Here is a 24703-nt window from a genome sequence, read left to right as displayed (position 1 = left end):
ACAGACCAGCATAGGTCATAGTACCTTTTAATAGTGCTTTCCATAATTATTTTTCTTCCTTATATATATTCGAAGGAAGAAATAATTTTATGGGGGTCAAAATATTATTTTTTATAAATAACTAAAATACACTACTGATTATTTAAATTACAGGGGTTCATTCACTATAAAAATATAATTTTTCGTTTTGGGGGCATTATAAAATTTCAACTTGATAGCAATGAAGCGCTCCCAACAAAAAGCGTTTTTCGTACGCTAAACGAGCTTTTATATAAAAAAGCCGATTTCCTGTAATGGATAATCGGCCATGTTACTATTCATTTAATTGAAGAAGCTTAAAAGATATAATTACCTTAATTATTAGCCTTCACTGATCGGGCGTTTATGGGCTGTGGGATCCCCCACTTAACTTCTTTGCTCCAGCTGAATTTTGAGGTAGGAATTTTACTGCCCGTTAATGTGGGATAAAACAATTCGTTTCTCAGTTTCTGAATCGAAATAATGAACTTTGTCCATGTTTAAACCGAGCTCTATATTTGATTGACTTTGCACATCTAAAGAAGTGTCTACACGAGCTACAAAAGATTGTCCATTTAAGTTGGAATATAGATATGTTTCTGCCCCCATTAATTCTGCTACATCAATAGATACCGATACTTTTGCGTTGTACGATAAAGCCTCGATTGCTTCTCCATAATAAAAGTCTTCTGGACGTATTCCTATTATGATTTCTTTATTCGTATAGCCCTTATTTCGCAAGCCTTTCATCTTCTCTTCTGGCACTTCAATTTTCCACTTATCAATCATAAGCGCATTATCTGTTAATACCCCTTTGAAAAAATTCATTCCAGGAGAACCAATGAATCCTCCGACAAATACATTTTCAGGATTGTCATACACTTCTTTCGGTGTACCGACTTGTTGTACAATCCCATCTTTTAGTACAACAAGGCGCGTTGCCATCGTCATAGCTTCTATTTGATCGTGTGTAACATACACAGTTGTTGTTTGCAGCTGCTTGTGTAATTTTGTAATCTCAGCACGCATTTGAACGCGTAGCTTCGCATCTAAGTTTGATAAAGGCTCGTCCATTAAAAATACCTTCGCATTTCGAACAATCGCTCGGCCCAAGGCAACACGCTGGCGCTGTCCACCTGAAAGTGCCTTTGGTTTTCGACTTAAATACTGCTCAAGCCCAAGAATTTTTGCTGCATGTTGCACACGCTGGTCAATTTCTTCTTTACTATATTTTCGTAGTTTTAATCCAAATGCCATGTTTTCATAAACACTCATATGCGGATAAAGTGCATAGTTTTGAAACACCATTGCGATATCTCTATCTTTCGGCGAAATATCATTTACACGCTTTCCATCAATATAAAAGTCGCCATCTGAAATCTCTTCAAGTCCTGCAATCATACGTAATGTTGTAGATTTCCCACACCCTGAAGGGCCAACCAAAACGATAAATTCTCCATCATTTACTTCTAGGTTAAAATCTTTTACGATTGTCACATCATGATCATATTTTTTGTAAATGTTTTTGAATGATAGTTGAGCCATAATATCCTCCTAGAATTTAAGCTATATTTATAGATATTGTTAAAAATTATGATGACATGAATTATAAAATCTTCGAAATATCCTTCATACTGTCTAAAATATAATCCGCTTTCCCTTCTAGATCTTCTTTCCTACTCGCACCCGATAAGACGCCCACTACTTTAATGTTACTATTTCTCGCAAATGTAACGTCTGTTAATGTATCACCTACCATTAGCACATCTTCTTCAGTTAGAGAAAATTTTTCTTTAAACATATGATAAAAATCACTTTCAGGTTTTGTTCTATTCACACCATCATCTGCACCTAAAAAATCTACGTAATCATATAACTCAGTCATTTTCAGAGAATGAATCGCTGCATCCACATCGTCTGCCGTAACAACCCCAATAATATATTCATTGTCTTTTAAATATCGTAACGTTTCCTTTGCACCTTCCACTTCTGTAAATACAAGATCATCTGCTGTAGAGTACTTTTTGAATAAAAGACATACATCATGAATGAAATTCTCTTTATCCACATGTTGATTTTCTAACAACGAGTACCATGCAGCCGCAATAAAGTAATTTGTGCGACAAGCTAGTAAACTCGTACTCTCAAAATCGTTATCATTCATGCCAATAATCGATAAGTAATCATCTCGTTTACTTTTTTCACTTGGATACGTTTGAAATATATCATCTAACACACGATGCACAATTTTATACCAAACTGAATCTAACTGTATTAATGTTCCATCTTTATCAAAAATAATTGCTTTATTCACCTTTTATTCCCCCTATAACTTCATTCCATGTTTTCATATTTTTATTCTCAACTTTATTATGAATAGGATTAATAAACGCTACTAATTCGTCCTCTTCCCATCCCTCAACCCTAGCGTATTCCCCTTCATTTAAAGAGAATGCAAAGGTTACATCGCTGCCAGATTTTTGTTCAATTATTTGCCCATTTATTACTAGTCTCCACTCACACGGTTTGTCGGTAGAAATGTTGTAAATAATATTTCCTTTAGCCTCATCACCGACATAAATCGTTTCACCTTCGTTTTGAATATCTATCGCTAGTTTTCTAAATCGAGAGAAATAAATTCGTCCCTTTTTGATCGCAGATTTTAAGTTTTTAATTGATAAACCATTACATAATACATATGTTCCTGGATCACCGTAAATGGATGGGTCTTTTGATCCTGGGAATGTTTTAGACGGATGTAAATGAGAATCACTTCCTCCTATTCCCCAGATTTTAAGACCATTTGACCACATTTGATCGAAACAACGTAAAGCCTCTAAAGTGGATGATTTACTTTTTTTATAAGTTGGATCACACATAATTTCCATCGTATGAACATTTTCTAAGTTAATATTCACTTGGTTCGCCCAAGGCTTCATAAACGGATGATTCACACTCAATAAATAACCTTTTTCTTTCATGAGTGAAAATAGTGCATTCATTTTTTCGGCGCTAAATGATTCATCTACATACTCTGTAAAATCCACGTATTCCCTCATACCAAAAATGTTGTAATGACCGTAAGGAGTTGTAAGTTCCATAGATGGTATAATTAATGTGTTTCCTTTTTGATACGATGGCATAACAATATTGTGCTCCGTCGCATATAAAAAATCTAATTCCTGTTTTTCACATACTTGCATTCCAAGTTCATCATCTATCTCGCCGTCTGTTAAATCTGTATGTTCATGAAAATCCCCTTTGTACCAGCGATGTTCTTCATTTACTACCTTATTAAAACGGTCTTCATTGATAAAAACATTTCCCTTACAAAAATGATCTCTATTATACTTTTGTTCCAACTGATCATTCACTACTATATTTACTGTGTAGTCAACTTTTTCTCCGGTAAACTTTACTGCTTTCTTTGCACAATGAGGAATATAGACGACTTCTAATTCCCAATTACCTGACTGTATTTCTCCTCCAATACAACCAGCAGAGCAAAACATTGAATCTTTCGAAACGACTAGTTTTTCATTTACAATTGGCGTTTGATATTGTATACGTACATAACCGTTAGGGTCTCTCAAGATTAATAATAGCGGGATTTTCCGGCCGTCCCCTTGATCAATAGTTAATGTGAAATTTTTAATATCAGTTTCATCCATTTGGAAACAATGTTTATTTTCTACGAATGGAGAAAGTGTTATCATACTTGTTATTTCGATCATCATTCTCACACCTTTTACGTTTTAATGAAGGAATTTTAGAGGCACTTCCTTCGTTCAAAAGCACCTCATGTTGGTAATATTACTTCTTCTTTTTCAGAACTTTATCTAACTCTTCTTGCGCAACTTTAGCTGCTTCATCTAATGCTTTTTTCGCTGGAACTCCTTCAATCTCTACTTTATCTTTCGCTACATTTAAAGCATCATTAATTTTCCCGCCTGTTGGATCTACAAATGGTCCCACTCCATTATTGTTAGCTTGTTCTAATGGAACTAATGCTTGTGGTTGTTTTTTAACGAATTCAGCATATGGACCATACTCTGTTACATTGTTACGAACAGGGATATATCCTGTAGCCATGGACCATTCAGCTGTTTTCTCCGTACTTGTCGCAAACTTCATAAAGTCATACGCGCCTTTTGCTACTTCTGGATCAATATTTCTCGTTAATGTGAATAAATATGTTTCTAGTTTTGGCGCTGGTTTATTATTACCCCAAGCAGGCTGAGGTAATGCTTCAAATGTGTTAAGGCGTTCTTCTTCCGTCATTCCTTTTCCTAATGATTTAAAAACAAATCCTTGATCACCAGATGATCCTGTAAATCCTAATGTTCTACCTTCAACTAAATCAATTACAGTTTTATCCCAATATTCCCATCCAGTACCACCTGAATGTATTTTCATAATTTTATCTTCATGTAGCCATGTACGGAATTTCTCCCATACCGAAACCCAAGTGTCATCGTTAATTAATACTTTTGTACCATCTTCGCTTAATACATTTCCACCAGCACTGCGAACTGCATCAATTAAATTTGAAGTTCCCCACATTGGCATCCAACCAGCATATGTCACATTTCCATTTTCACCACGTTTTGCGACTGTTTTTGCTACCTTTTCTACACCTTCCCACGTCTTTAAATCATCTTTTGTAAAGCCATTCTCCGCTAATGCTTTTTTATTGTAATAAAAAATTTGCGTTGTACCGTAAAACGGAATGCCATATAATTTATTGTCAATTGTTGCTTGCTCCATAAAACCTTTCCCATAATCTTCTTTTTTGAAATTAGTATCATTTTTAACATATTCATCTATAGGTACGATTAACTGTTTTTTAGCATATTCTTGAATGACATCTGAACCTAGTAATGCAATTGCTTCTTGGTTATTCGCTGCAAATCCACTTTGTAGCTTTTGATATGACTCATCGTAGCTACCTGCTTTTGTCGTTTTCACTACATATTTGTCCTGACTTTTATTGTATTCTTCCACAATCTTATCTACACTATCTGCAAGAGAGCCCCCTACTCCATTAATGAATGGAACAACAACCTTCTCCCCTTCTTTACTCGCTTTAACCGTACTTCCTTTTCCGCCTGAACAACCCGCAAGTGCACTAACAAACAATGTTATAACTGTTAGAAGCATGAATAGTTTTTTCATCCCACAAATCTCCTTTAATATTTATTTACCCCTTTATTCCTGAATCAGTAACACCAGATAAGAACCATTTTTGTAGAATCAAAAATACGATTAAGAGCGGCACTGTTGCGATTGTGCTTGCAACCATAATGTGTGACCAATCTCGCCCTAAGGAACTATTAATGAAATAATCAGCAATTCCATTCGTAATTAACTTTTGCGTATTATCTTTCAATATAAGAGCTGGCCACATGTAATTATTATAATTACCAATAAATGTGACCAATCCTAGTGTTACAAATGATGATCGTGTCATTGGAAAGATAATCTTCCAAAGAATACGCCAATCACTTGCTCCATCAATTTTGGCTGCTTCTACTATTTCAAAACCAACTTTGTGGAACGATTGTTTTAAATAGAAAATACCGAATACGCTAACAGCCATAGAAATCATGTATCCAAAATGTGAATCGAGTAGCCCGAATTTCCCTAACATTACATATACAGGAACATATGATACAGCTCCAGGGATCATATAGGTTGCCATCACGACACTAAATGTAATATTTTTACCTTTAAACTTGTAAAATGCCAACATATAAGCAAACAGTGCAGATGAAACAAGCACATATATTGTAATGATGAAAGATGTATAAAAACTATTAAATAAATATGTGTTAAATGGTAGTATGTCTAATACTTGCTGATAATTTTCCCAGTGAAATTCTTTAGGCCAAAATCCCCCTTGTAATACTTCACTAGATGTTTTAAACGAACCAAGTACCATCCATATGAACGGAAAAACAAATAGTATACTTGATAATGCTAAAAAGAGATGCTTTACAATTAATGGACCTTTTTTCATATTATTCACCTTAATAGTTCACCCACTTATCACCTATTATTTTGTTAATAACAGATAGTAAAATTGTAATGATTAGTATGATAAATGCGATTGCTGTTGCAGATCCCATATCAAACTGTTCAAACCCTTGTTGGAAGAATAAATACAGTAACGTACGCGTCGAACCACTAGGCCCACCTTGTGTTAAAATTTTTATTTGATCGTAAGCCTGCACCGAAGAAATTGTATTAACGACAACTAAGAAGAAAGTTGTTGATGAAACCATCGGCAGTGTTACATATCGAAATTTCTGCCATGAATTTGCTCCATCAATACTAGCTGCTTCATATAAACTATCTGGAACTTTTTCTAGTGCGCCGATATAGAAGATCATCGTCCAACCAACTAATTTCCAAACTGTCATTATAATGACTGCTAACATCGCTGTTTGACTACTTTGAAGCCAGTCCAAACCTGGTATTCCGAAAAAGTTTAGCACTTTATTAATAACTCCAAATTGAGGTTCATATAGGAGTGACCACACAATGGATACAGCTATTGTTGGCGTTACCCAAGGTGAAAAGATCATTAATTGGTACAATGCAGAACCTTTAAATTTTTTTCGGAAGAATAATGCGAAACCTAAGCCCAATGCAATTGTTGGAATGACTGTTCCAATTCCGAAATAAAACGTATTGAGCAATGCTTGCATAAAAGAATCTTGTGTAAATAAATTAAAATAGTTTTCTAAACCAACAAAGTTAAAATCATTCGTCATAAAATCCCAATCAGTAAAACTAATACCTAAACTAATGAAATTCGGAATAATCCAAAACAAGATTAGAGGTATTCCAACTGGTAGTAAAAAGAACACAGCTTTTGATAGTTTTATTTGCATTCTTGCCACCTCCTAATTCATATTGTAAGGGTACATTATTAACACAATGTTGTTAATTTGTTAACTAATTGTAAAAACAACAAATTAACAAAACAAAACAACATATAAACAATAAAAGAAGACTATTTCTCAACTTACTAAGAAATAGTCTTCTTTTAGCTTTTCTATACTGTTATTACTTCAACCCCGTTACTTGTTAGCATATTTTGCCACGATTCATCGAGCTTCGCATTCGTATATAACGCATCTATATCACTAAAACTTCCGCTTTTATAAAACTTTATCAAATTAAACTTTGATTCATCAGCCATCATTACAACTTGTTTTGCATTATTCTTTAGCTGCTTAAATATTTGTGCATCTTCAATATACGAACATGTTAGTTCTTTTTCTAATGAAATGCCATCACAAGAAGCAAATAACTTATTAACAGTGAAATGATCAAGATAGTTTAACGTCATTTCTCCAGACAATGCTAAGGAATTCGTATTCAATATTCCCCCTATGACTATTAACCTACAATCAAAGGAATCATACTGGTCTTTCAGCTCAATAATTTTATTTACAGCTGGTATCGAGTTTGTTAAAATTGTCAAATTCTTTTTATCGTATATGTAATCTAAAATTTGCATTGTGGTTGTCCCAATTTCAATTGCGATAATATCATTATCTTCTACGATTTTACTTGCTTCCATTGCAATTTTTCGTTTTTCTTCAATATTCTCAGATCGACGTTTATCAAAATGAAATTCTAGTGTTTGATCTTTCTTCTTAATTGCACCACCGTGTATTTTCGTAAGTTGCCCTTCCTTGTGCAACATATCTAAATCTCTTCGTATCGTTTCTGTTGTAACATTTAATACCTTCGCTAAATCATTTACCATCACTCGGTTATACTTTTCTAATTCATCTAGTATGTGTTTTCTTCTTTCAAATTGTGTGTACGATTTCATTTCATTAACACCTCGTCAAATTACGCAAAATATTGATTTTCTAAAAACTCTTAATATACAAAAGGCTTAATCTTTACTTTTAACATAACATCATTTACAGAAATAAGGAACGATTATATTCACTTTATTCCAAAATTTATTTAACAATAAAAACATGATTATAGTGAATAAAAATTTATTGTTAAACGATAAAATCCATGTTAAATTTAAAAGATATTAAATAAATGAGGTGCTTTTTATGAAACAAGGGTCCACACTCTTTTTAAAAACCGTTGTGATTCTAATTGGAATCCCTGTTCTAGCTATGTGTATATTTTTGGTCCCTAAAATTGGGAATTTCGCAGCAGAATTGTATCCTGATATTGCATTTATAAAATATCTTGTCTTTATCAACTTATATGCAACAGCCATACCTTTCTACTGCGCTCTGTATCAAGCTTTTAAACTTTTAAGCTATATTGATAAAAATAATGCTTTCTCGGAATTGTCTGTTAGCGCTTTAAAAAATATAAAATATTGCGCTATGACAATCAGTGTCTTGTACGTATTAGGCATGCCACTCTTTTATCTCATTGCGGAGAGAGATGACGCTCCAGGTTTTATAATTATTGGCATGATTATGATTTTTGCTTCCATGGTTATCGCAGTCTTTGCTGCCGTTCTCCAAAGACTTTTACAAGATGCAATAGATATAAAATCAGAAAATGATTTAACGGTCTGAGGTGAATTATATGGCAATTATTATTAATATCGATGTAATGTTAGCGAAAAGAAAAATGAGTGTAACAGAACTTACGGAGAAGGTTGGAATTACAATGGCTAACCTTTCTATATTAAAGAATGGAAAAGCAAAAGCAATTCGTTTTTCCACTTTAGAAGCGATTTGCAAAGCATTAGAATGCCAACCTGGGGATATTTTAGAATATAAACCTGAGGATACCGAATAAAAGAGTCCTTCTCGTATGAAGGACTTTTTTTATTGCTCATTACGGTGCGAAGCTAATTTGACCAGTCAACAATAAAATAATTGCGATAATCCAAAATATAAAGAACGATGAGGACAGTATTAATGAAATAATAGCAATCCCCTTCTTCTCTGTTTTTTTCGTCATTGTGATTATTGAAAGTATGATACCTACACCTGTTAGAGCAATCGTTATATAATCTCCCACTATATTACCTGCATTCGCTATCCTTGTCGGTGTTATAAAAACGAACAGAAAACACAAAATGCCGATGAGTAAAGATATATAGCTTATTATACTGTACTTCTTTTTGGGAACTATTTCGGTGTTCATCCTATCATCCCCCTTCTATATAATTATGAGATTATTTTAGCACAAATAACCAAAAATTGGATGGTATAAAAAACAGATAAAGTGGACACTACCACTTTATCTGCCATTATATTTCTATTTAATATACAGCCCTGCTATTTCTTCTTTATCATTATAAGTTATGATAAAGGTACGTTGTTCTTTACTATACTTTGCTACAAGAATAACAGTATATAAACCATCTTTTTCTTCAATCGACTTTTTCTCAATTTTTTCGAACGTACCAGCTTTCTCAATTACTGGTGTAAGCTCTTTCATTTTTTCTTCTGATAACCCTGTTTTCATTTTACTATCAAAGTTGTCATGCACTTCTTTATACTTCGCTTCGTTTAATAGTAATACAATTTCTTCCGCCTTCGGAATAAATTTTTTTGACGTACTTTCATCTACTTTATTTCCCGTACATGCTGCAAGTGCAAACGCCGCGATAGCACTTATAATAATGAGTAACATTCTTTTCATTTTAATACACCCTTTCTTTTTAAAATAAAACTATAACTAAATACAAGTAAAGCGCTTATTGCTATTGAAACCTCAACAGCAATTATCCCACTTTCACCTGGTACATATAGCGAGATCGTGCTAGCTAATGTATTTACAACTCCATGGATGAGAATGGCAATAATAACATATCGAAATTTCTTCTGAACGACAGCTTGCAATACAATGAAGGAAAGTCCAATATGGAGTAACATCGCAAAGAAACGTTCAATTCCGCCGACAAAATAACTATCCATATTTCCACTAACTGTTTGCGATAATAATAGAGATAATACTGGAATACCAACTATTAATATCGCTTCAATACCACCGTGTCCTGCTCCGAATAGAAAGCCAGATTGCCAATCACGCTGTTTCATAAAATAACGCATTGCGATAAAACGAGCTACCTCTTCAAAAACTCCAGCTGATAAACTAAGCAAAATCGCAAATAATACAGGCTGCATCATACTAAACATAGAAAAAGCTGTGCTATTTCCATTTAAATAATTTAGTATCGGTATGCGAATTAACACTTGTGATACAACAAAAGCCAATGTACCCAATATATACGGGATATAGCGTTTCTTACAAAAGGCATATATAAGTGCAACAAGCGGTAATCCTATGCTGATAAACGCTGTAAAAATAAGACCATTCATCTCGCTTCACCTCTTACTTGAAGTGTATAAAAACAAGTGAAGAAAGTATGTAGTTATTTCCTATTCGGTTTCATTTTCATCATAAATGGTCATCTCATGTCTTTTAAGATGAAAGTTTGGGTGAAATAAGGGTTTGTATAAGTCGTTTCTAACGTTGCATTGTTTGTTTTATTTATAATACGTTTTAATGAGAATAATCCGTATCCTCTTTCCCCTTCTTTACTCGAATAGTTCTTCTCATATATTTTTTGTAGATCCAGTTCTTTATAATGAGAACTATTACGCACAACAAAATATTGTTTTGTATCCATTTCAAATAAAGCAATTTGCAGTACCTTTTCCTCGCTATGTATTGCTTCTTCAATTGCGTTATCTAATAAAACAGAAATGATACGAATAAATGGAATAATTGGCATCGACACTGTTTCGATTTTATCTGGAATATCAAGCATTACTTTTATTTGTTGTTGCTGTGCCGTACCAACTTTCGCTCTTAATACACTTTTCACTTCAGAAATTTGAATTCGCGATAATTTCGCGATATCTAATTCATGATTATTTATTAAGTTTAATGTGGGAGTAATAACTTCGCCGTACACTCGTTCGATTTCTTTCACATTCTTTGTGCGTATCCCCTCTTCTAACGCCAATAACACATTCATATAATCATGGCGGAAACTAGCAAGTTCATCATGCATATCCTCTAATTTCTCCACATAATCTAATAACTCTTTGTCCAAACGCTTTTCATGTTCTTCTAGTAACTTTTCTTTCGATAAATGTGAGCTTATTAATACAATGATTACTAATAATAAAAATAAAATTATCGCTGCTATATAACTTAATTCACCGTATTGTTGATTTAACTTTGCTAAAAAATGAGTAGATGGCCTTGTTAAAATTAGTTCAATTATGAATCCAATAATTAGTAATATATACGTTACATAATATAGTGGACTTCCTACTATATATTGAGCAATTTTTTGAATTCTTTTACGAGCTAAAATAATACCGATAAAAGTAATACTGGATACGATAAGATGAATAATGCTACCTGTCCATAGATATAAATTGAGTGGCGTTAACATAAATAGTTTCATTCCTAAATCAAGAAGCAGCATTTTCACTAAAGTTATAATAACCATACTCACTAGTGCAAAATATAAATTCCGCATAAATTTCAATTCATTTTGCATTAATCCTAAGCTTATAAGAAATAACACAATTGTGCTATTTAACTCTGGATATCTAGTCACTGTTACAACAACTGCAAGTAAAACAATAAATACAGCACTTAAAATCACTAACATTCTATATGACAATCTGTTGTACCGAATTAATTGAATGTATAAAAATGTATGACTCATACTTGTAAGCAGTAGTGCAAATAAATCATAAATATACATTACATCTCACCCTTTAACATGTTACGTACTTTACTCACTAAACGACGTGATACTGGGATACGTTTTCCACTTTTTAAAATCATCATTTTTTGCTTTGCATCATAAGAAGACATTTGCTTCGTATTCACGACGTAGGATTGATGGCAACGAAATAAGCGTTCATCTATTATTTCAATCTCCTTTAATGTCCCGTAAAAATAAACGTTACGATCTAGCGTCACTAATGCTAAACGGTGTGGTTCATCGGTCATAATATATTCAACTTCATGAAATGGAACTTTCACAGTCGCATTATTATTTTCAACAATAAAGTCATCAGGTGGAATGATATGCTTATTACGCGCTTCATATTGAAGTAAACATTCTTCAAACACCTTATATCGCTCTTCGTATGGCAAACCTTTATCAATAAAAGTTAAAGCAGATACCATGTATCGATAAGATATGGGTGCAAATTCAGAATGCGTCGTTACAAACACAATAATCCCTTGCGTATCATACTTTCGTATTTCTTGTGCTACTTGCAAACCCTTCCGTTCTTCTCTTTTTATCTCTATATCTAAAAAATAGATTGGGACATACTTCGTCCTTGAAATGTTATGAATAATGTTTTCACTTTTACTAGTTACCTCAATAAAATCGTAAGGCAACATATACTTTTCACAAATCTCCTCAACTAGCCGCTTCATTTGCTGCGCTTGTATGACATCATCTTCTAAAATGAAAATACTCATATGATCACTCGCTTTATAGAAATCTATCTTTAGAATAACACGATTACTTACAAATACTGAATAATATTCCCTATATTTTCAAACGTAATAACAGCTATTATTGTTTTTTCTGCATATTAAAAAGGCATTTAAACTACTATTATAGAATACAAACTAGAGGTGATTTTTAATGAATAGTATACATATAGAAACGAATATACTAAATACATAGATTTAACAATTTCTACCTGAATATGATTTATTCTTTTTCCCTACCAAACATGGAACAGTAGTAAAACATTTCACTTCTAATACTTTACTTATGTCTAAAGAAGAATTTTCTAACCATTCCATTTTTAACAATATCGATAATAGAAATAGCTATCAAGTATGGAATAGCTCAAAAAAATAAAAACTGTACCTTTAAATTGAAAGATACAGTCTTTAATAAAATTGATAGCTCTTTACGAATAACTACTTGAAAAACTTATTTTTGGCACCCTCTATTTAATATCGTTACATATGACTAAATCCGCCCTATTCTTCGGCAATTCCATTTCCAAATAATAATCCTCTGCTTTCCAATACCTATTTTGAAACTTTGAAAGCTTCTTCTGCGTTTCCTCACTCTCGCGAAGAAACCTTGTCTCTCTTGGGCAATCCAAATACACCATATAGTGAAAGAAATCTCTCCATTCTTTTCGCTGCAAAAAGACTCCTTCAATTACAATTACACCTACTATAGGGATCTGTACTTTTTTCATTTCACAAGTATCGGTATCATCGCGGTAGAAAGGCAACTTCAAATTTGTTTCACTTTGTAATTTTCGAAAGAATTTCTGCCGCAGCCATTTAATATCCCATTGTAAATGGTAATACTCATACCATTCTTCAAATCCTGTATGATAGCGTTTATTTCGCTCCACTATATGATCATCAATATGGAAAATATGAAACGGAATACCTTCTTGTTTCATATTTTCCTTTAAATTTGTTACAAATGTTGTTTTTCCCGATCGACTTAAACCATCTATACCTAAAATAAATCTGTTTTCTTTATGTTTCTTCATAACATTTATAAGTTCACTTGTACTCATTACTTCTGCCATTCTTCTTTTAATAATGAGTATAAAATTGTATCATGGGCAACACCATTTTGAATCATATGTTTTCGAAGTAACCCTTCTTCTTGAAACCCTGCTTTTAATAACAATTTTTGAGAAGCTTTATTTTCTATATATACGACAGCAGCGATTCTTATGAGCTGTAACGATTCAAACCCATAAGTCAAAATGGCCTGAAGTGCTTCAGATGCATATCCCTTTCTCCAATATGTATCATCTAATTCATAACCAATTTCGGCTCTTTTATGGTGATTGTTAATTAAATGAAACCCACACGTTCCGATTAATTGGCCGGTCCCCTTTTTCTCAATTCCCCAGCGAAACACACTTCCCTCTTCATAACGATTTTTGAACGTTTGAATCGTTGTTTTCGCTTGCTCAATATTTTCGAAAGAATCCATTCCGAAATAACGAATAACGGGTTCTTTTAAGAAATAGTGGAACATCGTTTCTGCATCTAATAGTGTAAGTTCTCTTAATAGTAAACGTTCTGTTTCTAGTTTCGGAAACCCCATCTCTTTTTCTCCTTCTATTCTACTGAACTGCAAATTTCAATATAATTTCCATCTGGATCAGCAATGTATGAAATTGTTTGTCCCCATGGCTTTACAATTGGTTCAACTAAAATTTTAATACCTTGTTCTCTGAATTGCTCAATCATTTCTTGTACATTATCAACAACAAATCCTAATTCGAAATGAGAAGACTGTAATTCACCTTCTGTAAGTGGTAATCCCGTTAACTCCTTTACATCATCTCTTGTATTCATCGCTAAAATTGTAGATCCAGTCTCAAACTCAATATATGTACCGTGCTCTGCTTTTATTGGTAACTGTAAAATCTCTTTATAGAACTTTAAACATTCCTCAAACTTTTCTACATATAAAATGATGTATTTCATTTTCAAATCCATTTTAAATCCCCCTTTATCTATCCCCCTAAAAATTCGACAAATGTTTCAAATAACCTTGTTTCATAAGGACAAAAAAATGAGGCCGATTTCTCGGCCCCCAGCTTATTGGCATAAAACAGGAGATTTGGTTTGGACATAACCAGTTCTTACATTTATTATATTTTATTTTTTCTGAATTTTAAATACATTAAACACCTATTTATATTGAGAAAGTTTTTTTACTTGTATAAAATCAAAGCGCTTAAGAAATGCTACAAATGGAGGTGTATACATATGGAACCAATGCTATGTCCAAGCTGTAAAACGAACCGAACTCGCTTTAATATTCTTGAGCAACAAGTGAAACCAGTAAAATTAAATCCACAAACTGGTCAAGTAGAAGAAGAATACACGAATGAAACGATGAACGCTTTTCATATGGCTTATCAAGGACCTACTTACCGCGTCCAATGCGCTGTATGCGGGCTTGTTGAAAACCCAGAACAATTTATTAAACCTGCGCAAAATCAGTCTTTCTCATAAAATCGTTACTATCCCTTATTGAAATAGATTTTTCTATAAGGGATTTTTCCTTTTAATACAGTAATATAAAACGTATTTCTTCCTTATTATAAGCTCTTTATTTATTCGGTAACCTTTACGTAAACGTGGTAAATAGAAGATTAATGATTCCCTCTACACCGCTACTATCCACTTGTCACATAATCATCTTTTACTTTTGAATCTGCGATTGGAAGAAGATCACGACTCCTCATGGTCTAGCAATATGGATTGTTTCTATCATTTGTGGTTTTTTGCTTTATTTCCACATTAAACATCAAAACTCTAACAAAATAGTATTAATCGGTAGTTCAATATTATTAATCATTTCTTCATCATTTATGATTTTTTAGGTATTGTTACTGGGTTGTCTTTGTAACTGTTAGTTCTATGCCTTAAGTATATAAGTTTTTATTATGTAAAAAAGAGCGGACAAAATGTACAAATATATAAATTTAAGAAGATGATTCCCGTAATTTATATTTACGAAATCATCTTCTTTTAACATTCACCCTCTGTTATAAGATTTCATTTTTTAACTTTTTAATCTTCCATGATAAATTAATAAAAATATATAAATACATACAACCAATAACTCCTGTCATTCCTTTAAAAATTATAGGAATGATAGGAACGCTAGATTCTGATGTTCCAATAAAACATAAATATAGCGCTGGCATAACTGCTGCAAACATAAGAATAAAAAATTGTAACAAATCCGTAAGCTTCTGTACCCTCGTCTCCTTCTCTGAATATATATCCGGTAACTCATTTTTCTCTTCTACCTCTTTACAAAAATAATTCCATTTTGTAAAACTCGTTACATGTTTCCACCCACACATTTCATATATATCAAGATATTCTTTTTGTTTTTCCTTTGAGTCTTTATAATCTAATCTAAAATCTGCTTTATATATTACATCTTTCGGTTCAGTTTTCTTAAACGTATACATGACGTTATATTTTTGTAATGACCAGCCTTGTTGATGCATTTTCCGTAAAAAAGCTTCTTCTTTTTCTAAACTCCATGCCGCGAAAAACTTCAATACCCTCTTTGTCTCCATCTCCCATTCACTCCCCTAAAATACTGTTTCCATTCTTGACAGATCGTTGTAACCTTTCATACTCCAATTCCAATACTTCTCTCCCAAACGGTGTTAACTCATAGCACTTCTTCCTATCTGTAGAGGCAACCTCAACAATTAACTTCTCTTTTAGTAACTTCGTCGTATTCCCGTATAAAGTACCGGGACCGAGCTTTACTTCTCCATTTGTCATCTCTTCTACCATTTGCATAATTCCATAACCATGCATTGGCTTCACTAGTGACAACAATATGTAATATGTCGCCTCAGTTAATGGAATATATTTTTGCGCTTTCACATTCATTATAACTACCTCCGATACATCGCTTCATGATATATCGACTTACGATACATCGTATATCGATATTGTATAATCATATCCCAAAATATACAAGTGTAATATTAAAATTAAATATCCATTTCTTTGAATTGAAAAATCATACCAATTTTCTGAATAATTTGTTAAAATATAGAAATATTAGCTCTTTTATTATGAAAGGAATGTTACATATGATTAATAAATTAAAAGAAAATATAGGTTCTGTGTTTGTTGGTAAGGAGAATGTTATTGATCTACTACTCGTTTCATTACTTGCTGACGGACATGTACTTCTTGAAGACGTGCCTGGCACCGGGAAAACATTACTAGCAAAAACAATTTCCAAAAGTATTGGTGGTAATTTTTCTCGCGTTCAATTTACACCTGATGTACTTCCGAGTGATGTAACAGGTATTGAATATTTCAATCCGAAAACGAGCGAATTCGAGTTAAGACTTGGACCAGTCGTGACAAACATATTACTTGCAGATGAAATTAACCGCGCGATGCCTAGAACACAGTCTAGTTTATTAGAAGCAATGGAAGAACGACAAGTAACGCTTGAAAAACAATCTACTCCTCTTCCGAAACCGTTCTTTGTTATTGCGACGCAAAATCCAATTGAATCACAAGGAACTTTCCCTCTTCCAGATGCACAGCTTGATCGATTTTTAATGACAATTTCAATTGGGTATCCGGCTCCGGAAGATGAATTAAAAATGATGCGCCGTTTTCGTAACAATACACCGTTAGAAAGCGTTACTTCTGTCATTTCTTTAGAAGACATTTTAGAAGCACAGCAAAGTGTAAAAGAAGTGTTCGTATCCGAAACGCTAGAACACTACATTATTAAACTTGCGCAAGCTACAAGAAATCATGATTACATCGCTAATGGTGTAAGCCCGCGTGCCACATTAGCTTTAGTACGCGCAGTCCAAGCACTAGCCTTTTTACGCGGCAGAGAATATTGTACGCCTGAAGATATACAATTTTTAGTTCCTTCTGTTTGGGATCACCGTATCGTCTTATCAATGGAAGGTGCCCTACGCACAACAAAAAATGAAATTATGCAAAGGATTTTAAAAGAAGTGGATGTACCAGTGGAGATTGAGCAAGTATGAATGGACAGCGCGTTGTAACTGTACCTTTATTTTTTCAACTTCATATTATTCAATTAACTGTGCCCGGCGCTATACTATTTACGTTTTTTCTGCCGCAACGAATGATTATGTTTCTCTTTTTCTTCTATTATTTATTCGCGATTTTCATTTATAAATATGTCGCTTACATAGAGAAAAGGTTTCAAGTAATAAATGAGAAACAAACAACTCGGCTATTTCCTTATGAATCTGGACAGTTTTTTATTCATTTAAAAAATGGGGCAAATATACCACTCGTTAATGGTGTTTGTTATTTTCATTTAAATCCGTCCCTTATGCCGCACAAAGATCAAGGGATTGAACAAATATCAAAAACGTTATTCTCTTTCCCATTTTCACAACCTGCACATTCGGCGCAAAAATGGGATTTAACATTAACCGCAACGAAACGTGGTGTGTTTCAAATTGAACAGTTCGAATGTGTCTTAAAAGATCCATTTCATCTATTAACTGTACATTTACCTATTTTTGATAAATTAAGGACTGAAATTATTGTGTATCCTTCTCCTAAAGAAGTAGCAGGTTTGCAAGAACTTCAGCAACTATTACATGGTTCTTATCGAACGAATTTTTCTTTTTACAATGATGAAACATCTATTATCGGTGTAAAGCGCTACGAGCGTGAGTCTTTCCGTTCTATTCATTGGAAAGCATCCGCTAAAATGCAAGCATTACAAGCGAAGCAATATGAGCCTGTAAAAAATTATAGTTGGACGATTTGTCTTTCTTTAGCTGCCGATCGCGGTTTTGGTTGGAGAGATAATGTAGAAGAACTTATTTCATATGCAACATACATTTGCCAATACGCAACGAAGCATCAAATACCGTTTGAATTATTTATTAGTGTATTAGCAGAAGGTGGTGCATTACATATACCGTTAAATGAAGGACAAACGCAATATGCAAAAGCTTTAGAAGAATTAGCGCGTATTTCAGATGATAGTACGTTACTTCCGAAACAGGGATTCCTCCATTATGTAACGAAAAAAAGAGAGCGATCATCGACTATGATCTTTCTCGGTTTGCCAAAAAAGGAACTCCCTCTTTTAACACAACCGACATTTGTCATTCATGATGAAGGGATGGTGGAACCAGTTGAAAACTTGGCTATATCACATTCATGATTTCATTCTGCTCCTCCTGCTTTCATTATTAACAGAAAGAAATGAACTAATTGGTATTGCTATATTTTTAACAACAGGCTATGTAGGAGTATTTCTTATTCATAAATTAATGAAGAAAAAAACGACAGGCTTTGTCATACTATTAGTTCTTCAAATAGTCGGTTTTTCTTTATTTCTACCTTTTTCTCTTTTTGGCACAATCATATTACCACTATTTTTCTTTATCGTACACGCGGTCGGACCTGGACATCCCGTTCAAAAATCTCTAGGTGGTATTGTTTGGTTTGTCATTTCAGCAATATTTTATGCACCCTTTCCACCGTTATGGAAATTGTTATTACTAGTTTTACACATTATGATTACATTTTGGCTAACAGGTTCAAATCGTAATCAGCAGCTATTACGTTTCACTTCTATTATCGCTATTGGAATAATTAGTGCTTTACTTATTCCGGTATTTCCTTATATTCGGCTTATTTTTTCTTATATCGTTCAAGTAGTTGCTTTAGGATTCGGATATGCTATCAACCCATTGTTCTCGGCAGCTACTTTAAAAGATACAGACGACTTTTGGTCAAATAAAGGGAATTTAAACCAAACTCGAATTGAAGAGGAAATCGGGCAGCCTTCTTTCGACCCAACTCTCATAAATAGCATTACAATAATAGTCTGTACAACGATTGCTTTTTATGTCGTTTGGAAAATAGTAAAAAAACGAAAACATTTAAGTTTACCAAATACGCCAGTCTTCGAATCTACAATCATTACTGATAAAGAAGGTATGAGCCAAAAACGAATGAAGCGAAATAAAGCACCACATAACGAGATTCGAAAAGAAATTTTCAAACTGGAGAGTAAGCTATCGCCTCCTTTAAACCGTGAACGAGGAGAAACAGTTGAAGCTTGGCTAGAGAGAATTAATGATGATGAAAGTGTAAATATAGAGAGGAATATTATTATAGATGCGTATAATACAGTACGTTATTCAAACGAGGAAAACACTGTACTTCTAAATGAATTTAAGGAAGAGATTCATAAACTTTATACGTATCAGAAGAGTTTAAAGAAACGGAAGAAATAACGAAACAAAAAGACTCCTATTAAATATAGCAGTCTTTTTGTTTACTTCTAAGTTACTTTAGAAATTTAAGCATTTTTCCCTGCTTCAATTTCTAAAGATTCTTCATGCCACCAAAGTGTTTCTTCTGGGTCTTCTTTAGCGATTAGGTGTGCTTCTTTTTTTGTTTCTACTGTAGGATATGAACCTTTTAGCGCACGTCCTGATGTTGTAACGAATAGTACACTAAATGCAACTAATCCTATAATACTTACACCTGTTAAATAAAATGCCGGTGCGAGCGGATTACCAGTCGCATGAACTAAGTATGAACATACGAGCGGCGTTGTTCCACCGAATATCGATACAGAAATATTAAAGGAGATCGAAAGTGCTCGATAACGCACATCGGTGAAAAAGAGCGATGGTAATAACGAAGGTAATGTTCCTTCATACACACTTAGGAAGAAACCTAATACGAAAATACCTGCAAATATAGCGGCAATATGTCCGTTACCTATTAGTAAAAACGCTGGAATGGAACATACTGTTAAACCTAATAAACCAATTTGCACTACGCGTTTATTACCAATTTTATCACTTAATTTACCGAAATAAAGTGCCAGTGGAATCATAAGTGCCATCGTAATTGAAATGATTAATAAGCCAGTTGTTTCTTTGACTTTTAATACTTGTGTTAGATAAGAAGGAATATACGAAAGGATCATATAGTTTGTAATGTTAAAGAAGGCAACAATTACTGTGCTTAATAAGAAGTCTTTTTTGTGATATTTTAATATATCTATAAATGAAAATTGTTCGTTGTCTTCAGATTCCTCTTGTGCTTTTTCCATCTCTTCAAAGATGGGAGATTCATCTAAATGACGTCGTAAATATAAACCGACCAAACCAATTGGTGCAGCTATTAAGAAAGGAATACGCCATCCCCAGCTGAGCATTTGCTCATCTGTTAATAATAACGTCAAAATGGTAACAATTACCGAAGCAGCAATGTAACCTGAGAGTGTTCCAATTTCAAGACCACTACCGAGTATACCACGCTTTTTATCTGGAGAAGATTCTGCGATATAAACCATTGCTCCTGAATATTCGCCGCCTGTAGAGAAGCCTTGAATCATTCGAGCAACTAAAAGTAGTATTGGTGCCCATACACCAATTTGTTCATAGGTTGGTAGTAATGCGATGAATAATGTAGAAAGTGCCATTAAAATAATAGTTGTACTTAAAACAATTTTTCGGCCATACTTATCTCCTATTCTACCAAAGAAAATACCTCCGATTGGTCGAACGAGAAAGGCCGCCGCAAATGTACCAAATGTTAGTACAAGTTGCAAACCACTATTATCCACACCTGAGAAGAATATTTGACTTAAAATAACCGCTAAATACGCGTATAATCCAAAGTCAAACCACTCCATTGCATTCCCAATGCCGGTAGCAACTACTGCTTTCCTAGCTTGTTTAGGATTGACAATATTAACGTCTTGAGGTTCAAAATTTAAATCATTATTTTGTTGCATATAATAAAAACAGCTCCTTATTTAATTTAACTTCTTTAAGCACACCTTCTCTTACTAGAATAAATTCAATACGAAGCACTTAAGGAAAAGCAACGTCTCCTTATCTGTTATTATTGTTTCACATAATTAATTATTTGTCCAATGAGATGCTCCCTTTGTTAAGTAATTAAGTATTTTAAAAAGCTGACAAAGGCGCTGTATGAGTGCCTTTGTCAGCTTTTTATTTTAATACGTAAATTTATTTTTTCACCCCTATTTTCTTCCTGCACGAATTAAAAATAAGGTACTTTTTATATTTGTAGTTTCATAAAGATTTTTAAGCATTTGCTATCACTGCCACACTATGAATAGCGAATATAAATTCATTAATAAATGCATCAATTTCCTCTTTTGTAATTATATACGGAGGAAGTAAACGGATGATATTCCCTTGTGTAACATCGACTAACATCCCTTTCTCCATTAATTCGAGCTGTAATTTCTTCACATGTTCATTCGTATCGTTCACACTTATCCCAAACATCATCCCCGCATGACGCACTTCCTTAATATAATAAGAGTTTTCTTTCTGAATTTCTTGTAGTTTGTCATTTAAATATAGTGACGTTTCATAAGCTTCTTGCATTAATCCATCATCGAGTAATGTATTTAATACCGTTAAACCTAAAGCAGTTCCCATTGATGAATGAGCAAACGTTGTGCCATGATCTCCTGGTGAAAATACATCACATAACTTTTCACCCACAATGATTCCTCCAAGCGGTATCCCGCCTCCTGCTCCTTTACCAATTTGAATAATATCCGGTGTAATATTGAAATTTTGATAAGCAAATAGTTTTCCGGTTCTACCCATACCACTTTGTACCTCATCAACGATAAAAATCACATTATATGTATCACAAAGATGTTGAACACTATGCAAATATTCACTTGATAAAGGATAGATTCCGCCGCTGCCTAATACAGGCTCTAACATAATTGCAATAGGCTTTTCATTTATGATTGTTTCTTCTAATTGCTCTATATTTTCTCGCTCTACTTCATATACAGGAATAGATGTTTTAGGGAAATTTTGATATACATTTTCTTGTCTTGTAAAATGAAGTGCTCCTAACGTACGCCCGTGAAAACTATTTTTCAACACAACAACTCCGTTACGCTCTTCATTCGTAATAGCTCTATATTTGTCAATTAATTTCAAAGTCGTTTCTGTCGCTTCCGTACCTGAATTTGTATAGAAGACCTTACCATTTCCTAAAGAATTATCAACTAATTTCTTTGCATACTCAATCGCAACTGTGTTTAAAAAATGAAACGGTAGATGCAACGATTTCGTAACTTGCTCCATTGTCGTTTGCACAATTTTCGGGTGATTGTACCCTAATACATTTACTCCTACACCAGAAAACAAATCTACATACTCTTTTCCATCTACATCATACAGTTTACAACCTTCTCCTCTTTCTATCGCAACCTTCGTACGACAATACGTATGCATCATATATTCTTTATCTAATTGAAACCAATCCGACATGATAAATTCCTCCTAGTTTTTCTCCCTTTTCTAATGTTCATTATCTATATAATCATTTACAAATTAATTTTTAAGATTGAAAGTTTAATAGTACTTTTTTCCCCCTCATTAATAAAACGTGTCATTTCTCTTCCCAATATTCATTTTTTCATAATTTTTTCTATTTCAACAGGTCCACTACATGTGTGTTTTTTTCATCTAGCGGTATGTTTCTAATTTGAACTTTGTATGTAATACATAATCATGGCTAAAAAATCATATTTAGTAACAATCGACGAAAAAATTTGGAGGCTATATTAATGAATGAAAAATATGATAAACAGAGGCAATCTTTATTAGAAGAAGACTTTAATCAAAATCGAGCACTTAATGAGCCAGCTAAACTTCACTCTCAAACAGTTGGTTCACGTGGACCTGTTCTAAAGCAAGATAGTGTACTGCACGAGGCGTTACAAGAATTTATTCATGAAAAAATTTTAGAAAGACCTGTTCATGTAAAAGGATTTGGTGCGTTCGGTTATTTTCAAACGATATATTCGATGTCTGAACATACTAAACTAAGTTTTTTACAAAATTCTAATGAGAAAGTTCCTGTTATGGTACGGTTTTCATTCGCAGTTAGTACGAAAGGAACTCCTGATACTTCTAGAAATGTACGCGGTTTTGCTACAAAATTTTATACAAATGATGGTGTTTTTGATCTTTTATGTAATCACATTCCTGTCTTTTCTGTTCGTGATCCGATGCGTTTCCTTGAAACTATTAAAGCACTCTTACCTTCACCTAAAAATAACTTAATAGTCCCTGATAGATTTTGGAGTTTTGTCGCTAGAGCACCCGAATCCATTCATTTTGTTATCCATTTATACTCTGATGCTGGTACGGTAAAAAGCTTTCGCCACATCCCAGGGCATAGTGTAAATACGTACGTTTGGAGAAATGCTGAAGGTAATCGAAAGTATGTAAAGTATCATTGGTATCCATTTGAAGGTGTACAATACATTAATAGTGTGGAAGCAAACAAGCTAGCTGCCGAAAATCCTGATTATAGCGGGAAAGATTTATATGATGCAATTGAAAATGGTAAACCAGTGGAATATGGATTATATGTCCAACTCATGGATCCAAAAGATGAAGCACATCTTTCTTATGATCCTTTAGATGATACAAAAGTATGGGATGAAAAGGCTTATCCTCTAATTCCAGTCGGTAAAATGATATTAAATAAAAATCCTGAAAATTATATGGAGCAAGTAGAAAAAGTGTCCTTCTCTCCTTCTAATTTACTGGATGGAGCAGAATTGTCTGACGATAAAATGCTACAGGGCCGCGCTAATATTTATAGCGATTCTCAAAGACGAAGAATTGGTCCTGAATTTCGTAAATTAGCGATTAACCAACAGCAAAATTGGACACCTGCTAATCAAATAACAAGCGGTGACGGAAGATATGTTGAAGGTAAAATTGAAAGAACTCCTATAACGAAACAGGATGACTTTCAGCAGGCTGGTGAATTTTATGCGAAGTTAAAACCGATAGAAAAAGAACATCTTGCTGAAAACTTAGCCAGTGATTTGAAAGTTATATCCGATGATATTAGGAAGATAGTTTTGGGGTATTTCGATCAAGTGTCAACTGCTTTGAAAACAAGCATTGAGACAAAAATGAAAGAGCATTAAGAAGATTAAAACATGCTTTACGAATGAGAATTCAAATCTATATTAATTATTTTCTTGTCAAAATCCAATGAGGTTATTTAATTTAAAAATACAAAGCCAATATATCCCTGTTCTATAATTAGAACAGGGATATATTGAAGTAGTTCAATGTTTAACATTAAA

The 24703-nt window shown here is 33.5% G+C and carries 26 protein-coding genes and 1 pseudogene; 8 read left to right on the top strand and 19 right to left on the bottom strand.

Going from position 1 to position 24703, the window contains the following annotated elements; all coding sequences use genetic code 11:
- Positions 1-444 precede the first annotated feature (444 nt).
- The 7 genes from COC96_RS05700 to COC96_RS05670 all read right to left on the bottom strand — a co-directional run bounded on the left by COC96_RS05700 (position 445) and on the right by COC96_RS05670 (position 7867).
- On the bottom strand, positions 445-1563 hold the full coding sequence (locus COC96_RS05700; RefSeq protein WP_098266345.1) for an ABC transporter ATP-binding protein: 1119 nt from the start codon (positions 1561-1563) through the stop codon (positions 445-447).
- A gap of 61 nt (positions 1564-1624) precedes the next feature.
- Positions 1625-2332, bottom strand: coding sequence for an HAD family hydrolase (locus tag COC96_RS05695; protein WP_098266344.1), 708 nt, complete (start codon positions 2330-2332; stop codon positions 1625-1627).
- Entirely contained in the window at positions 2325-3752 is a 1428-nt protein-coding gene (locus COC96_RS05690) for a CehA/McbA family metallohydrolase (RefSeq protein WP_098266343.1), read from the bottom strand. Before COC96_RS05690 ends, COC96_RS05695 begins: the two co-directional genes overlap by 8 nt.
- A 79-nt stretch (positions 3753-3831) precedes the next feature.
- Positions 3832-5193 (bottom strand): extracellular solute-binding protein, encoded by a 1362-nt coding sequence (locus COC96_RS05685; protein ID WP_098266342.1) that lies wholly within the window; start codon positions 5191-5193, stop codon positions 3832-3834.
- Positions 5194-5218: 25 nt separating this feature from the next.
- On the bottom strand, positions 5219-6037 hold the full coding sequence (locus tag COC96_RS05680) for a carbohydrate ABC transporter permease (protein WP_000715649.1): 819 nt from the start codon (positions 6035-6037) through the stop codon (positions 5219-5221).
- A 10-nt stretch (positions 6038-6047) separates the two neighbouring features.
- Positions 6048-6914: a carbohydrate ABC transporter permease gene (locus COC96_RS05675; RefSeq protein ID WP_078182215.1), complete on the bottom strand. Its 867-nt coding sequence runs from the start codon at positions 6912-6914 to the stop codon at positions 6048-6050.
- A gap of 164 nt (positions 6915-7078) precedes the next feature.
- Positions 7079-7867, bottom strand: a complete 789-nt coding sequence (locus tag COC96_RS05670; RefSeq protein ID WP_098266341.1) for a DeoR/GlpR family DNA-binding transcription regulator — start codon at positions 7865-7867, stop codon at positions 7079-7081.
- 238 nt (positions 7868-8105) lie between these two features.
- On the opposite strand from COC96_RS05670, the gene COC96_RS05665 reads away from it, so the two are divergent.
- The gene (locus COC96_RS05665; RefSeq protein ID WP_098768458.1) at positions 8106-8588 is read left to right on the top strand and encodes a DUF2975 domain-containing protein; all 483 of its coding nucleotides are present in this window, start codon (positions 8106-8108) and stop codon (positions 8586-8588) included.
- Between the two features lie 10 nt (positions 8589-8598).
- Positions 8599-8814: a helix-turn-helix domain-containing protein gene (locus COC96_RS05660; protein WP_097906286.1), complete on the top strand. Its 216-nt coding sequence runs from the start codon at positions 8599-8601 to the stop codon at positions 8812-8814.
- 39 nt (positions 8815-8853) lie between these two features.
- On the opposite strand, the gene COC96_RS05655 is transcribed toward COC96_RS05660, so the two are convergent.
- From COC96_RS05655 to COC96_RS05615, 8 genes are all read right to left on the bottom strand, one after another.
- Entirely contained in the window at positions 8854-9165 is a 312-nt protein-coding gene (locus COC96_RS05655; RefSeq protein ID WP_098768457.1) for a hypothetical protein, read from the bottom strand.
- Positions 9166-9279: 114 nt separating this feature from the next.
- On the bottom strand, positions 9280-9666 hold the full coding sequence (locus tag COC96_RS05650) for a DUF3887 domain-containing protein (protein WP_088229479.1): 387 nt from the start codon (positions 9664-9666) through the stop codon (positions 9280-9282).
- Entirely contained in the window at positions 9663-10346 is a 684-nt protein-coding gene (locus tag COC96_RS05645) for a YhfC family glutamic-type intramembrane protease (RefSeq protein WP_098768456.1), read from the bottom strand. Before COC96_RS05645 ends, COC96_RS05650 begins: the two co-directional genes overlap by 4 nt.
- Positions 10347-10435: 89 nt before the next feature.
- Positions 10436-11752, bottom strand: a complete 1317-nt coding sequence (locus tag COC96_RS05640; protein ID WP_098768455.1) for a GHKL domain-containing protein — start codon at positions 11750-11752, stop codon at positions 10436-10438.
- Positions 11752-12486: a LytR/AlgR family response regulator transcription factor gene (locus COC96_RS05635; protein WP_088229482.1), complete on the bottom strand. Its 735-nt coding sequence runs from the start codon at positions 12484-12486 to the stop codon at positions 11752-11754. Before COC96_RS05635 ends, COC96_RS05640 begins: the two co-directional genes overlap by 1 nt.
- 482 nt (positions 12487-12968) lie before the next feature.
- Complete coding sequence (locus tag COC96_RS05625) at positions 12969-13562, bottom strand: kinase (protein WP_098768454.1); 594 nt, start codon at positions 13560-13562, stop codon at positions 12969-12971.
- Positions 13562-14104 (bottom strand): GNAT family N-acetyltransferase, encoded by a 543-nt coding sequence (locus COC96_RS05620; protein WP_098768453.1) that lies wholly within the window; start codon positions 14102-14104, stop codon positions 13562-13564. Before COC96_RS05620 ends, COC96_RS05625 begins: the two co-directional genes overlap by 1 nt.
- 14 nt (positions 14105-14118) lie before the next feature.
- Positions 14119-14502: a VOC family protein gene (locus COC96_RS05615; protein WP_098768452.1), complete on the bottom strand. Its 384-nt coding sequence runs from the start codon at positions 14500-14502 to the stop codon at positions 14119-14121.
- A 273-nt stretch (positions 14503-14775) separates the two neighbouring features.
- Here COC96_RS05615 and COC96_RS05610 point away from each other — a divergent pair, with 273 nt between their 5' ends.
- On the top strand, positions 14776-15024 hold the full coding sequence (locus COC96_RS05610) for a hypothetical protein (RefSeq protein ID WP_000433610.1): 249 nt from the start codon (positions 14776-14778) through the stop codon (positions 15022-15024).
- A 143-nt stretch (positions 15025-15167) separates the two neighbouring features.
- Positions 15168-15441, top strand: a pseudogene (locus tag COC96_RS27920) (hypothetical protein).
- Positions 15442-15560: 119 nt separating this feature from the next.
- Here COC96_RS27920 and COC96_RS05600 read toward each other — a convergent pair.
- Both COC96_RS05600 and COC96_RS05595 read right to left on the bottom strand, forming a co-directional pair.
- Positions 15561-16106: a DUF2812 domain-containing protein gene (locus COC96_RS05600; RefSeq protein ID WP_098768451.1), complete on the bottom strand. Its 546-nt coding sequence runs from the start codon at positions 16104-16106 to the stop codon at positions 15561-15563.
- A 7-nt stretch (positions 16107-16113) separates the two neighbouring features.
- The gene (locus tag COC96_RS05595) at positions 16114-16431 is read right to left on the bottom strand and encodes a PadR family transcriptional regulator (RefSeq protein WP_098266332.1); all 318 of its coding nucleotides are present in this window, start codon (positions 16429-16431) and stop codon (positions 16114-16116) included.
- Between the two features lie 206 nt (positions 16432-16637).
- Here COC96_RS05595 and COC96_RS05590 point away from each other — a divergent pair, with 206 nt between their 5' ends.
- Genes COC96_RS05590 through COC96_RS05580 form a run of 3 tightly spaced genes read left to right on the top strand, consistent with a single transcriptional unit; the run spans position 16638 to position 19811 of the window.
- Positions 16638-17567 carry an AAA family ATPase gene (locus COC96_RS05590; protein ID WP_098266331.1) on the top strand — a complete coding sequence of 310 codons (930 nt, stop codon included), beginning with the start codon at positions 16638-16640 and terminating at the stop codon, positions 17565-17567.
- Positions 17564-18730 carry a DUF58 domain-containing protein gene (locus COC96_RS05585; RefSeq protein ID WP_098266330.1) on the top strand — a complete coding sequence of 389 codons (1167 nt, stop codon included), beginning with the start codon at positions 17564-17566 and terminating at the stop codon, positions 18728-18730. Before COC96_RS05590 ends, COC96_RS05585 begins: the two co-directional genes overlap by 4 nt.
- Entirely contained in the window at positions 18702-19811 is a 1110-nt protein-coding gene (locus COC96_RS05580; RefSeq protein WP_098768450.1) for a DUF4018 domain-containing protein, read from the top strand. The genes COC96_RS05585 and COC96_RS05580 overlap by 29 nt, the downstream gene beginning before the upstream one ends.
- A 65-nt stretch (positions 19812-19876) precedes the next feature.
- On the opposite strand, the gene COC96_RS05575 is transcribed toward COC96_RS05580, so the two are convergent.
- Together COC96_RS05575 and COC96_RS05570 are read right to left on the bottom strand one after the other, a co-directional pair.
- Positions 19877-21328 carry an MFS transporter gene (locus COC96_RS05575; protein WP_098768449.1) on the bottom strand — a complete coding sequence of 484 codons (1452 nt, stop codon included), beginning with the start codon at positions 21326-21328 and terminating at the stop codon, positions 19877-19879.
- Between the two features lie 316 nt (positions 21329-21644).
- Positions 21645-22862: an aspartate aminotransferase family protein gene (locus tag COC96_RS05570; protein ID WP_098768448.1), complete on the bottom strand. Its 1218-nt coding sequence runs from the start codon at positions 22860-22862 to the stop codon at positions 21645-21647.
- A 299-nt stretch (positions 22863-23161) separates the two neighbouring features.
- On the opposite strand from COC96_RS05570, the gene COC96_RS05565 reads away from it, so the two are divergent.
- Positions 23162-24541 (top strand): catalase, encoded by a 1380-nt coding sequence (locus COC96_RS05565; RefSeq protein WP_098768447.1) that lies wholly within the window; start codon positions 23162-23164, stop codon positions 24539-24541.
- The last annotated feature ends 162 nt before the right edge of the window (positions 24542-24703 follow it).

The sequence above is a fragment of the Bacillus cereus genome (assembly GCF_002577405.1).
Lineage (GTDB): Bacteria > Bacillota > Bacilli > Bacillales > Bacillaceae_G > Bacillus_A > Bacillus_A cereus_AU.
This window is presented reverse-complemented; position numbering and strand designations above follow the sequence as displayed.

Bases quoted from the DNA above. Each gene is read 5' to 3' on its own strand.
- COC96_RS05615 (WP_098768452.1), bottom strand. From the start codon at position 14,502: ATGGATTTGAAAATGAAATACATCATTTTATATGTAGAAAAGTTTGAG.
- COC96_RS05600 (WP_098768451.1), bottom strand. From the start codon at position 16,106: ATGGAGACAAAGAGGGTATTGAAGTTTTTCGCGGCATGGAGTTTAGAA.
- COC96_RS05680 (WP_000715649.1), bottom strand. From the start codon at position 6,037: ATGAAAAAAGGTCCATTAATTGTAAAGCATCTCTTTTTAGCATTATCA.
- COC96_RS05685 (WP_098266342.1), bottom strand. From the start codon at position 5,193: ATGAAAAAACTATTCATGCTTCTAACAGTTATAACATTGTTTGTTAGT.
- COC96_RS05665 (WP_098768458.1), top strand. From the start codon at position 8,106: ATGAAACAAGGGTCCACACTCTTTTTAAAAACCGTTGTGATTCTAATT.
- COC96_RS05640 (WP_098768455.1), bottom strand. From the start codon at position 11,752: ATGTATATTTATGATTTATTTGCACTACTGCTTACAAGTATGAGTCAT.
- COC96_RS05585 (WP_098266330.1), top strand. From the start codon at position 17,564: ATGAATGGACAGCGCGTTGTAACTGTACCTTTATTTTTTCAACTTCAT.
- COC96_RS05575 (WP_098768449.1), bottom strand. From the start codon at position 21,328: ATGCAACAAAATAATGATTTAAATTTTGAACCTCAAGACGTTAATATT.
- COC96_RS05620 (WP_098768453.1), bottom strand. From the start codon at position 14,104: ATGGGGTTTCCGAAACTAGAAACAGAACGTTTACTATTAAGAGAACTT.
- COC96_RS05645 (WP_098768456.1), bottom strand. From the start codon at position 10,346: ATGAATGGTCTTATTTTTACAGCGTTTATCAGCATAGGATTACCGCTT.
- COC96_RS05635 (WP_088229482.1), bottom strand. From the start codon at position 12,486: ATGAGTATTTTCATTTTAGAAGATGATGTCATACAAGCGCAGCAAATG.
- COC96_RS05670 (WP_098266341.1), bottom strand. From the start codon at position 7,867: ATGAAATCGTACACACAATTTGAAAGAAGAAAACACATACTAGATGAA.
- COC96_RS05655 (WP_098768457.1), bottom strand. From the start codon at position 9,165: ATGAACACCGAAATAGTTCCCAAAAAGAAGTACAGTATAATAAGCTAT.
- COC96_RS05595 (WP_098266332.1), bottom strand. From the start codon at position 16,431: ATGAATGTGAAAGCGCAAAAATATATTCCATTAACTGAGGCGACATAT.
- COC96_RS05650 (WP_088229479.1), bottom strand. From the start codon at position 9,666: ATGAAAAGAATGTTACTCATTATTATAAGTGCTATCGCGGCGTTTGCA.
- COC96_RS05625 (WP_098768454.1), bottom strand. From the start codon at position 13,562: ATGAGTACAAGTGAACTTATAAATGTTATGAAGAAACATAAAGAAAAC.
- COC96_RS05675 (WP_078182215.1), bottom strand. From the start codon at position 6,914: ATGCAAATAAAACTATCAAAAGCTGTGTTCTTTTTACTACCAGTTGGA.
- COC96_RS05590 (WP_098266331.1), top strand. From the start codon at position 16,638: ATGATTAATAAATTAAAAGAAAATATAGGTTCTGTGTTTGTTGGTAAG.
- COC96_RS05570 (WP_098768448.1), bottom strand. From the start codon at position 22,862: ATGTCGGATTGGTTTCAATTAGATAAAGAATATATGATGCATACGTAT.
- COC96_RS05565 (WP_098768447.1), top strand. From the start codon at position 23,162: ATGAATGAAAAATATGATAAACAGAGGCAATCTTTATTAGAAGAAGAC.
- COC96_RS05610 (WP_000433610.1), top strand. From the start codon at position 14,776: ATGGAACCAATGCTATGTCCAAGCTGTAAAACGAACCGAACTCGCTTT.
- COC96_RS05690 (WP_098266343.1), bottom strand. From the start codon at position 3,752: ATGATCGAAATAACAAGTATGATAACACTTTCTCCATTCGTAGAAAAT.
- COC96_RS05660 (WP_097906286.1), top strand. From the start codon at position 8,599: ATGGCAATTATTATTAATATCGATGTAATGTTAGCGAAAAGAAAAATG.
- COC96_RS05700 (WP_098266345.1), bottom strand. From the start codon at position 1,563: ATGGCTCAACTATCATTCAAAAACATTTACAAAAAATATGATCATGAT.